This is a genomic window from Pseudomonas sp. LM13, from assembly GCF_041381355.1.
Classification (GTDB): Bacteria; Pseudomonadota; Gammaproteobacteria; order Pseudomonadales; family Pseudomonadaceae; genus Stutzerimonas; species Stutzerimonas frequens.
In genome coordinates, this window is record NZ_JACBXH010000009.1 from 37,783 (window position 1) to 52,347 (window position 14,565).

At 64.7% G+C, this 14,565-nt stretch carries 11 protein-coding genes; 8 read left to right on the forward strand and 3 right to left on the reverse strand.

Features of this window, described 5'->3' with window-relative positions:
* Nucleotides 1-52: 52 nt before the first annotated feature.
* The 4 genes from thpD (at nt 53) to trhP (ending at nt 4,422) form a co-directional block, all read left to right on the forward strand.
* The gene (gene thpD / locus HZR81_RS08745; protein ID WP_063541231.1) at nt 53-961 is read left to right on the forward strand and encodes an ectoine hydroxylase; all 909 of its coding nucleotides are present in this window, start codon (nt 53-55) and stop codon (nt 959-961) included.
* Nucleotides 962-1,115: 154 nt separating this feature from the next.
* Complete coding sequence (locus HZR81_RS08750) at nt 1,116-2,546, forward strand: aspartate kinase (protein ID WP_110778447.1); 1,431 nt, start codon at nt 1,116-1,118, stop codon at nt 2,544-2,546.
* A 166-nt stretch (nt 2,547-2,712) separates the two neighbouring features.
* Nucleotides 2,713-2,931, forward strand: coding sequence for an HP1242/YdcH family protein (locus HZR81_RS08755; protein WP_095461209.1), 219 nt, complete (start codon nt 2,713-2,715; stop codon nt 2,929-2,931).
* A gap of 120 nt (nt 2,932-3,051) precedes the next feature.
* A complete protein-coding gene (gene trhP / locus HZR81_RS08760; protein WP_500127861.1) occupies nt 3,052-4,422 on the forward strand; it encodes a prephenate-dependent tRNA uridine(34) hydroxylase TrhP in 1,371 nt (456 codons plus the stop codon).
* A gap of 34 nt (nt 4,423-4,456) precedes the next feature.
* Here the strand turns inward: trhP and HZR81_RS08765 are convergent, their stop codons facing one another.
* Nucleotides 4,457-7,309, reverse strand: a complete 2,853-nt coding sequence (locus tag HZR81_RS08765; RefSeq protein WP_500127863.1) for a putative bifunctional diguanylate cyclase/phosphodiesterase — start codon at nt 7,307-7,309, stop codon at nt 4,457-4,459.
* A gap of 249 nt (nt 7,310-7,558) precedes the next feature.
* Between HZR81_RS08765 and uvrD the strand changes: the two genes are divergently transcribed.
* From uvrD to HZR81_RS08780, 3 genes are all read left to right on the forward strand, one after another.
* On the forward strand, nt 7,559-9,748 hold the full coding sequence (gene uvrD / locus HZR81_RS08770; RefSeq protein WP_500127864.1) for a DNA helicase II: 2,190 nt from the start codon (nt 7,559-7,561) through the stop codon (nt 9,746-9,748).
* 73 nt (nt 9,749-9,821) lie between these two features.
* Nucleotides 9,822-10,925 carry a TRAP transporter substrate-binding protein gene (locus HZR81_RS08775; protein WP_500127865.1) on the forward strand — a complete coding sequence of 368 codons (1,104 nt, stop codon included), beginning with the start codon at nt 9,822-9,824 and terminating at the stop codon, nt 10,923-10,925.
* Between the two features lie 185 nt (nt 10,926-11,110).
* Nucleotides 11,111-11,953: a Tim44 domain-containing protein gene (locus HZR81_RS08780; RefSeq protein WP_013981370.1), complete on the forward strand. Its 843-nt coding sequence runs from the start codon at nt 11,111-11,113 to the stop codon at nt 11,951-11,953.
* A gap of 119 nt (nt 11,954-12,072) precedes the next feature.
* Here HZR81_RS08780 and HZR81_RS08785 read toward each other — a convergent pair whose 3' ends face one another.
* Both HZR81_RS08785 and HZR81_RS08790 read right to left on the reverse strand, forming a co-directional pair.
* Complete coding sequence (locus tag HZR81_RS08785; RefSeq protein ID WP_500127866.1) at nt 12,073-13,023, reverse strand: alpha/beta fold hydrolase; 951 nt, start codon at nt 13,021-13,023, stop codon at nt 12,073-12,075.
* A 37-nt stretch (nt 13,024-13,060) separates the two neighbouring features.
* The gene (locus HZR81_RS08790) at nt 13,061-13,489 is read right to left on the reverse strand and encodes an organic hydroperoxide resistance protein (RefSeq protein ID WP_500127867.1); all 429 of its coding nucleotides are present in this window, start codon (nt 13,487-13,489) and stop codon (nt 13,061-13,063) included.
* A 119-nt stretch (nt 13,490-13,608) separates the two neighbouring features.
* Here HZR81_RS08790 and HZR81_RS08795 point away from each other — a divergent pair, with 119 nt between their 5' ends.
* Nucleotides 13,609-14,445 (forward strand): AraC family transcriptional regulator, encoded by an 837-nt coding sequence (locus tag HZR81_RS08795; RefSeq protein ID WP_500127868.1) that lies wholly within the window; start codon nt 13,609-13,611, stop codon nt 14,443-14,445.
* Nucleotides 14,446-14,565: the final 120 nt, after the last annotated feature.

A 14,565-nucleotide genomic window follows, 5' to 3' on the forward strand; every position in this document is an offset into this window, starting at 1 on the left:
GGCCACCGCGCCGCCCCAACCATCACCAGAAAAGGAGGTAAGCGTGAACCCTATGCAAGCCGACCTGTATCCCTCGCGCCAGGAAGACCAGCCCAGCTGGCAAGAACGCCTGGATCCGGTCGTCTACCGCAGCGACCTGGAGAATGCGCCGATAGCGGCGGAGCTGATCGAACGTTTCGAACGCGACGGCTACCTGGTCATCCCCAATCTGTTCAGCGCCGATGAAGTCGCGGTATTCCGTGCCGAACTCGAGCGCATGCGCCAGGACCCGGCCGTCGCCGGCTCCGGCAAGACCATCAAGGAACCCGACAGCGGCGCGGTCCGCTCGGTGTTCGACATTCACAGCGACAACCACCTGTTCGCCCGTGTGGCAGCCGACGAACGAACTGCCGGCATCGCCCGCTTCATCCTCGGCGGTGATCTGTACGTGCACCAATCGCGGATGAACTTCAAGCCCGGCTTCACCGGCAAGGAGTTCTACTGGCACTCGGACTTCGAGACCTGGCACGTAGAGGACGGCATGCCGCGCATGCGTTGCCTGTCCTGCTCGATCCTCTTGACCGACAACGAGCCGCACAACGGCCCGCTGATGCTGATGCCCGGCTCGCACAAGCACTACGTGCGCTGCGTCGGCGCCACGCCGGAGAACCACTACGAGAAATCCCTGCGCAAGCAGGAATTCGGCGTGCCCGACCAGAACAGCCTGAGCGAGCTGGCCAGCCGCTTCGGCATCGACTGCGCCACCGGCCCGGCCGGCAGTGTGGTGTTCTTCGACTGCAACACCATGCACGGCTCCAACGGCAACATCACACCCAGCGCGCGGAGCAATCTGTTCTACGTCTACAACCACGTGGATAATGCCGTGCAGCCGCCGTTCTGCGAGCAGAAACCCCGCCCGGCCTTCGTCGCCGAGCGTGAGAACTTCAAGCCGCTGGACATTCAGCCGCAACAGTATCTCTGAGGCGATCGGGCGCGTCTGATGACGGGCCCGATCCCCCGGCTCGGCCGATCGCTTATTGGCCCAGGGATGAACTCACTTCCAGCTCGTTGATCGACAGGTGTGCCAGCCGCGCCGGGCCCGTCAACGGCCTGCCAGATTCGGACGCAATAAAAAGATGCATACCGTAGAAAAGATCGGCGGCACGTCGATGAGCCGCTTCGAGGAAGTCCTCGACAATATCTTCATCGGCCGCCGGGAAGGCGCAGCGCTGTACCAGCGCATCTTCGTCGTCTCGGCCTACAGCGGCATGACCAACCTGCTGCTGGAACACAAGAAAACCGGCGAACCCGGCGTCTATCAGCGCTTCGCCGACGCCCAGAGCGAGGGCGCCTGGCGCGAGGCGCTGGAGCACGTGCGCCAGCGCATGCTGGCCAAGAACGCCGAACTGTTCAGCTCCGAGTACGAGCTGCACGCCGCCAACCAGTTCATCAACTCGCGCATCGACGATGCCAGCGAGTGCATGCACAGCCTGCAGAAGCTCTGTGCCTACGGGCACTTCCAGCTCTCCGAGCACCTGATGAAGGTGCGCGAGATGCTCGCCTCCCTCGGTGAAGCACACAGTGCCTTCAACTCGGTGCTGGCGCTCAAGCAGCGCGGCGTCAACGCGCGCCTGGCCGACCTCACCGGCTGGCAGCAGGAAGCGCCGCTGCCGTTCGAGGAGATGATCGCCAGCCACTTCGCCGGCTTCGACCTCAACCGTGAATTGGTGGTCGCCACCGGCTATACGCATTGCGCCGAAGGCCTGATGAACACCTACGACCGCGGCTACAGCGAGATCACCTTCGCCCAAATCGCCGCCGCCACCGGTGCCCACGAGGCGATCATCCACAAGGAATTCCACCTCTCCTCCGCCGACCCGAACCTGGTCGGTGCCGACAAGGTGGTGACCATCGGGCGCACCAACTACGACGTCGCCGACCAGCTGTCGAACCTCGGCATGGAGGCGATCCATCCGCGCGCGGCCAAGACCTTGCGTCGCGCCGGCGTCGAGCTGCGCATCAAGAACGCCTTCGAGCCCGAGCACGGCGGTACGCTGATCAGCCAGGACTACAAGTCCGAAAAGCCCTGCGTGGAGATCATCGCCGGACGCAAGGACGTCTTCGGCATCGAGGTGTTCGACCAGGACATGCTCGGCGACATCAGCCACGACATGGAAATCAGCAAGCTGCTCAAGCAGCTCAAGCTCTATGTGGTGAACAAGGATTCCGACGCCAACAGCATCACCTACTACACCTCCGGCTCGCGCAAGCTGATCACCCGCGCCGCTCGCCTGATCGAGGAAAAGTATCCGGCCGCCGAGGTCACCGTACATAACCTGGCGATCGTCTCGGCTATCGGTTCGGACCTCAAGGTCAAGGGCATCCTGGCCAAGACCGTGGCCGCGCTGGCCGAGGCAGGTATCAGCATCCAGGCGATCCACCAGTCGATCCGCCAGGTGGAGATGCAGTGCGTGGTCAACGAGGAAGACTACGACGCCGCCATCGCCGCGCTGCACCGCGCGCTGATCGAGCCGGAGAATCACGGCGACGTGATTGCCGCGGCCTGATCCAGGTGCAGGACCGAAACGCCGGGCTCGTCCCGGCGTTTTGCTGTCTGGACGCATGACACCGATCAATACCGCCGGCACCGCGCAGGATGACTATGGAGACAAGAGGCCGGTCACGGCTTACGCCTGACCTGCTCGCCCGCTCATCCACAACGCAGGAGTTGCCATGTTTCCCGAGTACCGCGACCTGATCACTCGTCTCAAGGCGGAAAACAAGACCTTTGCCCGTCTGTTCGACGAGCACAACGACCTCGACCAGCACGTAAAGAACATCGAAGCGCACATCGTGCCGGGTACCGACAGCGAGGTGGAGAATCTGAAGAAGCAGAAGCTGCAGCTCAAGGACCGTCTCTACGAGATGCTCAAGGAAGCATCCGCGGCCTGACGGCCCGGCGCCCTGCCCCGCGGGGCGCCGTCACGCTCTGCAACCATCGAAGACGACGCGCAATCGCCGGGCAAGCGCAGTAAAATGCCGCGCTTTCGATACCCCTGCGAGTTCCGCGCCATGAGCACCCCCAACCGCACCGAGCTGCTGTCGCCTGCCGGCACGCTGAAATCCATGCGCTACGCCTTCGCCTACGGCGCCGATGCGGTGTATGCCGGGCAGCCGCGCTACAGCCTGCGCGTGCGCAACAACGAGTTCGACCACGCCAACCTCAAGCTCGGCATCGACGAAGCGCACGCGCTGGGCAAGCAGTTCTACGTGGTGGTCAACATCGCCCCGCACAACGCCAAGCTGAAGACCTTCATCAAGGATCTGGAGCCGGTGGTGGCGATGGGACCGGATGCGCTGATCATGTCCGATCCCGGTCTGATCATGCTGGTGCGCCAGCACTTCCCGCAGCAGACCATCCACCTCTCGGTGCAGGCCAACGCGGTGAACTGGGCGACGGTGAAGTTCTGGGAAAGCCAGGGCGTCAGCCGCGTGATCCTGTCCCGCGAACTATCGCTGGAGGAGATCGGCGAGATCCGCGAACAGGTGCCGGGCATGGAGCTGGAGGTGTTCGTCCACGGCGCGCTGTGCATGGCCTATTCCGGCCGCTGCCTGCTGTCCGGCTACATCAACAAGCGCGACCCCAATCAGGGCACCTGCACCAACGCCTGCCGCTGGGAATACAAGACCCACGAGGCGAAGGAGGACGAACTGGGCAACTCGGTTCATCTCTACGAGCCCATCGCCGTACAGCAGGTCGCGGCGCAGGACGACCCGACCCTGGGCGTCGGGGCCCCCACCGACAAGGTATTCCTGCTCGAGGACGTCTCGCGTCCTGGCGAGTTTATGGAGGCCACCGAGGACGAGCACGGCACCTACATCATGAATTCCAAGGACCTGCGCGCCGTGCAGCATGTCGAGCGCCTGGTGCAGATGGGCGTGCATTCGCTGAAGATCGAAGGCCGTACCAAGAGCCACTACTACGTGGCGCGCACCGCGCAGGTCTACCGCAAGGCCATCGACGACGCCCTCGCCGGCCGGCCGTTCGACAAGTCGTTGATGGACACCCTCGAATCGCTGGCGCACCGCGGCTACACCGAAGGTTTCCTGCGCCGTCACGTGCATGACGAATACCAGAACTACGAACGCGGCTTCTCGCTCTCCGAGCGCCAGCAGTTCGTCGGCGAACTGACCGGCGAGCGGCGCAACGGGCTGGCCGAGGTGAAGGTGAAGAATCGCTTCGCGGTGGGCGACCGGCTGGAGCTGATGACGCCGCAGGGCAATCTCAATCTGCGTCTTGAGCGGCTGGAGGACAAGCGCGGCGAAGCCATCGAGGTGGCGCCGGGCGACGGTCATACGGTGTACCTGCCGGTGCCGGAAGACGTCGATCTGCGCTACGCCCTGCTGATGCGCGAACTGGGCGGCAGCACCACGCGCGGTTGAGCGCGGAGCTGGCGTCGCATCGCGACGCCGCAGCCTAGCGCAGCAGTTCGGCGAACTGCTCGGCCGGCACCGGCGGACTGAGCAGGTAACCCTGGATTTCGTCGCACTGGTTGGCCTTGAGGAAATCCATCTGCGCCTGGGTTTCCACGCCCTCGGCTACCACCTTGCGCTCCAGGCTGTGGACCATGGCGATGATCGCCCGGGTAATCGCCGCATCCTGGCTGGAATGCTCCAGCTCACTGATGAACGAGCGGTCGATCTTCACGTAATCCACCGGGAAGCGCTTGAGGTAACTCAGCGACGAGAAGCCGGTGCCAAAATCGTCGATCGCCAGTCGCACGCCCAGCGCGCGCAGCTGCTCGCTGATGCTGATGGCGTTATCGATGTCGTCCAGCAACTGGCTTTCGGTCAGTTCCAGCTCCAGCATGGTCGCCGGCAGGCCGGTTTCCTCCTGCACCTGGCGCACCAGGCTGACGAAGTTGCCCTGGCGCAACTGCTTGACCGAGAGGTTCACCGAGACGCGGATCTCGGCCAGCCCCTGCTGCTGCCACTGGCGCGCCTGGCGGCAGGCCTCGCGCAAGACGAACTCACCGAGCGGAATGATCAAACCGGTCTCTTCCGCCAGCGGAATGAAGTGCGCCGGCGCGACCAGTCCGCGCTCGGGGTGACGCCAGCGCACCAGCGCTTCGGCAGCATCCAGGGCATCGTTGGCCAGCGTCAGACGAGGCTGATAGAACACTTCCAGCTGGCCGGAATCCAGCGCCTTGCGCAGCTGATTCTCCAGCTGCAGGTACTGCATGCTCGACGCCTGCGGACGGTCGGTGAAGAACTGCAGCGTGTTGCCGCCCAGGTGCTTGGCCTGCTGCATGGCCATGTTCGCCTGGCGCAGCAGCACTTCCGCATCACGGCTGTTGTCCGGCATCAGGCTGACGCCGATCGAGGCGCTGATGACCAGCTCCTGCTCATCGATGATCACTGGTTTGCGGATGCGCTGCAGCAACCGGCTGCCCAGATGCGCGAGGCTGCTGAGACTGCCGTAGGCGTCGATCAGCACGACGAACTCGTCGCCGGACAGCCGCGCGATGGTGTCGGCCTCGCTCAGGGTCTGGGTGATCCGTCGCGACATCTCGCGCAGCAGCGCGTCGGCAGCCTCATGGCCCAGGCTTTCGTTGAGCAGCTTGAAGCGGTCCAGATCGATGTAGAGCACCGCCATGTTGCGGCCATTGCGGCGCACCCGTTGGCAGGCCTCGTGCAGACGCTCCTTGAGCAGGCCGCGGTTGGCCAGCCCGGTGAGGTCATCGTAATGAGTCAGGTAGCGCAGGCGCTCCTCGATCTTGCGCCGCACGCTGAGGTCGGAGATGAAGGCAACCACATGGGTGACGCTGTCGTTGGCATCGCGTACCTCGCGCAACTGCACCCACTGCGGGTAGACCTCACCGCTCTTGCGGGTCTCGATCAGCTCGCCCTGCCAGTGACCGTGCAGTTCCAGCGCTTCACGCATGGTCTGGTACTGCCGCTGGCTCTCCTGCGAGCCGGCGATTCGCGCCACGCTGTGACCGATCAGCTCCTCGCGGTCGTAGCCGCACAGCGCGCAGCAGGCATCATTCACCGCCAACACGCGGTAGCGGGCGTTCATGATCACCATGCCTTCGCTGGCGGCTTCGAACACCGTGGCCGCCAGGCGCTGCTGCTCGGCCTGGCTGCGCAGCTCGCTGATGTCACGGCGGGTACCGATCATGCGCAACGCTCGCCCACCGGCATCGCGCTGGATCACCCGGCCGCGGTCTTCGAGCCAGAGTTCGCTGCCATCAGCGCGCAGCGCCCGATACTCCACGGTAAAGAATTCGGTTTCACCCTTCAGATGCGCGATCAGTGTCGCACGGACGGCTTCCAGATCGTCGGGATGGATGTCCGGCAGCGGCGAGCCATGCTCATCGCGACGATCGGGCAAGCCGACACCGAAGACCACTTCCAGCCGGGAGTGGTGGACCCGGTTGTTCGCCAGGTCCCAATCCCACAGACCGAGGCCGCTGGCATCGAGCGCCAGATTGAGCCGTGCTTCGCTTTCACCGAGTTCTTCCGCGGCCCGGGCAAGCTCCACCGTACGTTCGGCCACACGCAACTCGAGGCCATCGTAAGCGCTGCGCAGCTGCTGCTCGGCATGGCAACGCTGTTCAATCTCCGACCCTAGCCGGTGATTGAGCAGCTCGGCCTCGCGACCGGCCCTCTCCAACCGGTCGATCAGGCGCTGCCGGTGCAGGCGTTGTTCGATACTGTCGGTGATCAATCGACTGATCTGCCAGGCGGTCAGGCTCAAGGTCGCCAGCACGATCATCGCCAGCAACCCCCAACCCTGCTGCAACGGATGGCCGCTGGTCATCAACAGCAAACCGGTCGGCAGCAGGCTGGGCACGGCGAAACAGAAGAAAGCAGGAAGGCAGACGCCATAGGCGACGCTGGCGGCGACGACGACCGAACCGATCAAACCGTACAGCAGCGCCTGCGTGGCGAAAGCATCAGCGGGTATCAGCGCGACCATTGCATAGCTCAGGCTGACCGCACATATGCTGCTGCCGAGAAAGAACCGCCAGCGCCAGTGCGCATCGGCCTGCCCCTCGGGGCTAGCCTTGCCGAACGCCATGACCTGCTGCAGCCACAGCAGGCCCAGCGCGAGCATCCAGCCGATCCAGCCACCGAGTTCGATGCCGCCGTTGTCCTCCCATAGCACCACGCCGCAGATCAGCGTCGAGAGCAACAGCAACAGCGCCGGGACACGCGACCCCAGATAGAGCAAACGCGTGCGTTCGGCAATGTGGTCGGAGGGCGCCATCCCGTCTGCAACAGCGGTCGCAGCCCCCGGGAAGGCGGTTCGAATGGAATCGGTCATGTCTGTTGTTCTAGTAATAACTGCACCCGAATCAGGCTCTCTCGGAACCAAAACACGGCCGATAATGGCACGTTGCTAGTCTCGCGTCATACATGCTGCGTCGGAAATTGGTCTGTGGGCCATGCTCACCGACCAACGGAGTTCCGGCATAACCCATAAGGCGAAGCAGGCTCCCGCCGCGATGCATGGCGCTCGGCCAAACGGACCACAGGGCGAGCGCAGCGCAGGCATTTCCAATAGAATGCCGCGATGCATGACGATCTCTCCCTTCTCCTGAATTCCCTCAACGATGCTCAGCGCCAGGCCGTGGCCGCGCCGCTGGGCCGGCAATTGGTGCTGGCCGGCGCAGGCTCGGGCAAGACCCGCGTTCTGGTGCATCGCATCGCCTGGTTGCACCAGGTCGAGCGCGCATCATTGCACTCGATCCTTTCGGTGACCTTTACCAACAAGGCTGCCGCCGAGATGCGCCAGCGCATCGAGCAACTGCTGCATGTCAACCCGCAGGGCATGTGGGTCGGCACCTTCCACGGCCTGGCCCATCGCCTGCTGCGTGCGCACTGGCGCGAGGCGAAGCTGGCGGAGAATTTCCAGATTCTCGATTCCGACGACCAGCAGCGCCTGGTCAAGCGGGTGATCCGCGAGCTCGGCCTCGACGAGCAGCGCTGGCCGGCGCGCCAGGCACAGTGGTGGATCAATGCGCAGAAGGACGAAGGGCTGCGCCCACGCAACATTCAGCCCGGCGGTGATCTGTTCCTCGCCACCCAGCTGAAGATCTACGAAGCCTATGAAGAGGCCTGCGCCCGCGCCGGGGTGATCGACTTCTCCGAGCTGCTGCTGCGCGCCCTGGACCTGTGGCGCGACCATCCAGGCCTGCTCGATCACTATCAGCGCCGCTTCCGCCACGTGCTGGTCGACGAGTTCCAGGACACCAATGCCGTGCAGTACGCCTGGTTGCGGCTGCTGGCCAAGGGCGGCGAGAGCCTGATGGTGGTCGGCGACGACGACCAGTCGATCTACGGCTGGCGTGGCGCGCGGATCGAGAACCTGCACCAGTTCAGCCAGGATTTCCCGGATGCCGAAACCATCCGCCTGGAGCAGAACTACCGCTCCACCGCCTGCATCCTCAAGGCCGCCAACGCGCTGATCGCCAACAACCAGGGCCGTCTCGGCAAGGAACTCTGGACTTCCGGTTGCGAGGGCGAGCCGATCAGCCTGTACGCCGCGTTCAACGAGCACGACGAAGCGCGCTACGTGGTCGAGAGCATCGAGAAGGCCATCCGCGACGGCATGAGCCGCAGCGAGATCGCCATCCTCTACCGCTCCAACGCCCAGTCGCGGGTGCTGGAAGAGGCGCTGCTGCGCGAGAAGATTCCCTACCGCATCTACGGCGGCCAGCGCTTCTTCGAGCGCGCCGAGATCAAGAACGCCATGGCCTACCTGCGCCTGATCCAGACCCGCGACAACGACGCGGCGCTGGAACGGGTGATCAACGTGCCGGCGCGCGGCATCGGCGAGAAGACCGTCGAAGCACTGCGCCAGCTGGCGCGTGATCAGGGCCTGTCGATGTGGGCGGCGCTGCATCAGGCGGTCGGTACCAAGGCGGTTTCCGGCCGCGCTGCCAGCGCGCTGAACGGCTTCGTCGAGCTGGTCGACACCCTGGCGCTGAAGGTCGAGAAACTGCCGCTGCACAGCATGGCGCAGCTGGTCATCGAGGAATCCGGGCTACTCGCCTACCACCGCGACGAAAAGGGCGAGAAGGCCCAGGCGCGGGTGGAAAACCTCGAGGAACTGGTATCCGCCGCCCGCGCCTTCGACAACTACAGCGAAGAGGACGACGACATCCAGTCGCCCCTAGCCGCCTTCCTCGACCACGCCTCGCTGGAGGCCGGCGAGCAGCAGGCCGGCGATCACGAGGACAGCGTGCAGCTGATGACCCTGCACAGCGCCAAGGGTCTGGAGTTCCCGCTGGTGTTCCTGGTCGGCATGGAAGAAGGCCTGTTCCCGCACAAGATGAGCCTGGAGGAGTCCGGCCGTCTGGAAGAGGAACGCCGCCTGGCCTACGTCGGCATCACCCGCGCCATGCAGCAGCTGGTGATCACCTATGCCGAGACCCGCCGGCTGTACGGCAGCGAGACCTACAACAAGGTCTCGCGCTTCGTCCGCGAGATTCCGCCGGCGCTGGTGCAGGAAGTGCGGCTGAGCAACACGGTGACGCGCTCGTTCAGCGGCAAGAGCATGAGCGGCTCCTCGCTGTTCGACGGCGCCGGCGTGCCGGAAACACCGTTCAACCTCGGCCAGCGCGTGCGCCATTCGCTGTTCGGCGAAGGCACCATCCTCAACTTCGAAGGCTCCGGCGCCCAGGCACGGGTGCAGGTGAATTTCGAGGACGAGGGCAGCAAATGGCTGATGCTCAGCTACGCGAAACTTGAAGCTCTGTGAGGTTGACGCTAACGTCAACCCGTCATACCAACCAGCCATTCCTATAAGAAGAATCTTCCAAGGATACCGACCCATGAAACGCCGCCATCTGTTCGGTGCTGCCGCTGCCTTGCTTGCTACCCTCGGCCTCGCCGGTTGCAACGATGACAAGAAAGTCGAACCCACCGGCCAGCAGGCCGCCAGCGAACCCGCCAAGACCTACACCTGGAAGATGGTTACCGCCTGGCCGAAGAACTACCCGGGCCTGGGCACCGCCGCTGAACGCCTGGCCGAGCGCGTCAAGGTGATGAGCGACGGCCGCCTGACCATCAAGGTCTACGCCGCCGGCGAACTAGTACCGGCGCTGGAAGTGTTCGATGCCGTCTCCCGCGGCACCGCCGAACTGGGCCATGGAGCTGCCTACTACTGGAAAGGCAAGGTGCCCACGGCGCAGTTCTTCACCTCCGTGCCGTTCGGCCTGTCGGCCATCGAGATGAACGCCTGGCTGAGCAAGGGCGAAGGCCAGAAGTTCTGGGACGAGGCCTATGCCCCGTTCGGCGTGAAGCCGATGGTGGTCGGCAACACCGGCATGCAGATGGGCGGCTGGTACAACAAGGAAATCAATTCGCTGGACGACCTCAAGGGGCTGAAGATCCGCATGCCGGGCCTCGGCGGCGAAGTGCTGACACGTCTCGGTGCGACCACCGTCAACCTGCCTGGCGGCGAGGTGTTCACCGCGCTGCAGACCGGCGCCATCGACGCCACCGACTGGGTCAGCCCGTACAACGACCTGGCCTTCGGCTTGCACAAGGCCGCGAAGTATTACTACTACCCCGGCTGGCAGGAGCCGCAGGCGGTGCTCGAACTGCTGGTCAACCAGAAGGCGCTCGACACCCTGCCCGAGGATCTGCAGGCGATCCTCACCGAAGCGACCCGCGCGGCCAGCCGCGACATGATGGACGACTACGTCTACAACAACGCCCTGGCGCTGGATCAGCTCAAGCAGCAGGGCGTCGAGCTCAAGCGCTTCCCCGACGAAGTGCTCGGCGCCATGGAGGAGCAGTCGGAGCTGGTGCTCGGCGAGCTGGCTGCGCAGAGCGAGCTGAACGGGCGCATCTGGGCGTCGATGAAAGCCTTCCAGGCGCAGGTCAAGCCGATGCACGAGATCTCCGAGAAGGAACTGTACAACTGGCGTTGACCTGCCGTGCGCGCGGAGCCGCCGGGCTCCGCGCGCCGATCAGGGCCAGCCGACTCTTGGTCAGCCTGGCCGGACGCGACCAACGGTCGCAAGCAAAAGCTCGTAACATACTGCCCCTCGCCAACCCTTGCCCGGCTCGGCAGGATGGCGCGCGTACCTCCACTTAATTCAAGCGGGAACACTCAATGCAACGTGTGCTTAGCATTTTCATGGCGCTGTGTATCAGCCTGACCTTCGCGCTGGACGCCCACGCCAAGCGCTTCGGCGGCGGCAAGAGCTTCGGCTCGGCACCTAGCCACCAGACCCGCCAGGCGCCCCAGCAGACCCAGGCCGCACCGAATCAGGCTGGCCGTCAGACGCCCGCTGCCGCCAGCGGTGCCTCGCGCTGGCTCGGCCCGCTGGCCGGTCTGGCCGCCGGCGGCCTGCTCGCCTCGATGTTCATGGGCGATGGCTTCGAGGGCATCCAGTTCATGGATATACTGATCTTCGGCCTGATCGCCTTCCTGCTGTTCCGCTTCCTCGCCGCCCGTCGCCGCCAGCAGCAACCAGCCATGGCCGGTCACGCGCCAATGCAGCGTGAGATGCCGCAGCAACCCGCGACCTCCATCTTCGGTGGCAGCGCCGCCCCGGTCGCCGCCGCTCCGGTGATCAATGCCCCGGCCTGGTTCAACGAGCAGAACTTCGTTGCGGCCGCGCGCGAGCACTTCCTCTCGCTGCAGCAGCACTGGGACGCCAACGAGATGGACAAGATCGCCGAGTTCGTTACCCCGCAGCTGCTGGGTTTCCTCAAGCAGGAGCGCGCCGAGATCGGTGATGCCTATCAGTCGACCTACATCGACGATCTGCAGATCCAGCTCGACGGCGTCGACGACAACGCCGAGAAGACCACCGCAACGCTGACCTTCAGCGGCGTGGCCAAGACCTCGCGCTTCGACCAGGGCGAACCCTTCAGCGAGAGCTGGCGCATGGAGCGTGTGCAGGGCGAGAACCAGCCCTGGCTGGTCGCCGGTATCCGTCAGAACGCCTGATCGGTGTCGCGTAGAAACCCCGGTCTGCCTTAGCGCAGTCCACAGACAAACCCCGCCATCTGGCGGGGTTTGTCGTTTCTGCGGGTGCAAGCACCGCACGCTCGGCGCAGCCGCTCGCATCACTCCTTGAGGAAGGCCAGCAGATCGTTGTTGAAGCGCTCCTTGTGGGTGTCGGTCAGGCCATGCGGCGCACCGGGGTAGACGATCAGCTGCGCGTCCTCGATCAGCGCGGCGGATGCCTTGCCCGAGCTGTCCAGCGGCACGATCTGATCATCGTCACCGTGGATCACCAGCGTCGGCACATCGAACTTCTTCAGGTCCTCGCGGAAATCGGTGGCCGAGAAGGCGGCGATGGAGTCGTAGGTGTTCTTGTGCCCGGCCTGCATGCCCTGGGCCCGCCAGTTGTCGATCAATCCCTGGGATACCTTGGCGCCCGGGCGGTTGAAGCCGTAGAACGGGCCGGAAGCCAGGTCCAGATACAGCTGCGCGCGGTCTTCCAGCGAAGCCTTGCGGATGCCGTCGAACACTTCCAGCGGCAGACCACCCGGGTTATCCGCGGTCTTCAGCATCATCGGCGGCACGGCGCTGACCAGCACAGCCTTTTTCACCCGCCCGGTGCCGTGGCGACCGATGTAGCGCGCCACCTCACCACCACCGGTGGAGAAACCCACCAGGGTCACGTCCTGCAGGTCGAGCGCGTCGATCACCGCCGCCAGGTCGTCGGCGTAATGATCCATGTCGTTGCCTTCCCAGGGCTGGCTGGACCGGCCATGGCCGCGGCGGTCATGGGCGACCACGCGATAGCCCTCGGATGCGAGAAACAGCATCTGCGATTCCCAGCTGTCGGAACTCAGCGGCCAGCCGTGGCTGAAGGTCACCACCGGGCCGTCCTTCGGGCCCCAGTCCTTGTAGTAGAGCTGCACGCCATCGGCGGTAGTGATGGTGCTGGCTGTATGTGCGGCAACAGCGGCGCTGCCGGGCTTCGCCGGTTGTGCGGCCTGGGCGGCGAAGGCGGGCTGCAGCGCGATGGCCAGCAGCGGCAGGGCGAGGATACGGGTGATCGGGTTCATGGCATGGGTCTCCTGTTCGAAAGGGTGGCGGTCCGGCTCAGTCGGCGATGACCAGCGTGACGTCGATGTTTCCGCGGGTAGCGTTGGAATAGGGGCAGACGATGTGGGCCTGCTCGACCAGGTTCTGCAGCAGGTCGCGGGCAACGCCGGGGGCACTGATGGTCAGCTCGGCCTCGATGCCGAAGCCGGTGGGGATCTGGCCGATGCCGACCTTCCCAGTGATGCGCGTATCCACCGGCAGAGTGACCTTCTGCTTGCCGGCGACGAACTTCAGCGCCCCGAGAAAGCAGGCCGAATATCCGGCAGCGAACAGCTGCTCGGGGTTGGTCCCGGCACCACCGGCGCCGCCCAGCTCACGCGGCGTGGACAGCTGCACGTCGAGCGCCTGGTCGGACGATGTGGCGCGACCTTCGCGGCCGCCAGTGGCGGTAGCAGTAGCGGTGTAGAGGATCTTCTCGATGGACATGGCGGTGACTCCTGTTTTCTGAAGTTGCCGGAGCGGTGTTGTCCGGTAAGCGCTATTCTGCTCACCAGAAAAAAATGTTGGTGACGTAAAGTCCGGGAAACTTGATCAGGAGTACTTACATGTCCGATCGCCTCGCTGCGTTGATGACGCACTTCCCGATGCACGCCCAGGTGTTCAACACCGGGCCGCTGTGCGGCATCAACACGTTGCAGAGCGATGGCGTGCACGGGCAACTGCACCTGATTCGCCGCGGTGCGGTGGAGGTCCGCTACGGCCGGGAGACACTGCACGTCACGCAGCCGAGCCTGCTGCTGTTCCCGCGACCGCTGACGCATCGCTTCATCACCGCGCCGGACTGCGAGGTGGACATGGTCTGCGCGAACCTGACGTTCGAGGGGGGCAGGGCCAACCCGATCGCCTCGGCGCTGGCCGATCTGGTCTGCCTGCCGCTGGATGGTGTCATGGGTGCCGAGCCGGTGCTCTCGCTGCTGTTCGAGGAGGCCTTCAAACAGCGCTGCGGGCGCATGGCGCTGATCGAGCGCCTGGTGGAGGTGGTGATGATCCAGATCCTGCGTCAGCTGATGGAAAGCGACGAGGTCAGCGGCGGACTGCTCTCAGGCCTCGCCCATCCGCGTTTGCGCAACGCGCTGGTGGCGATGCACGAAGCGCCGGCGCAGGACTGGACGCTCGAAGAGCTCGCCCGCGTCGCCGGGATGTCGCGTAGCGCCTTCGCCACCAGCTTCCGCGAAACGCTCGGGCAGACGCCCGGCCAGTATCTGCAGGGCTGGCGCGTCCGCCTGGCGCAAAAGGCGCTGCAGCGCGGGCGGCCGCTGAAGGTAATCGCCACCGAGGTCGGCTACGGCAGCGAAGCAGCGCTTTCGCGCGCATTCAAGGCCCAAGCCGGACAATCGCCGCGAGAATGGAAAAACCAGCTTGCCGCCTCGACCGGCGCCTGAAGCCGCCATGTGACCGATCGGCTGGCTGCAAGGGCAGCGGCGGCACCCGGAATTAATCCTTCACTTTCCGAAAGCTTGACTAAGCTGCTTTAGCAGACGCCGGCAAAGCATCGGCGTTTC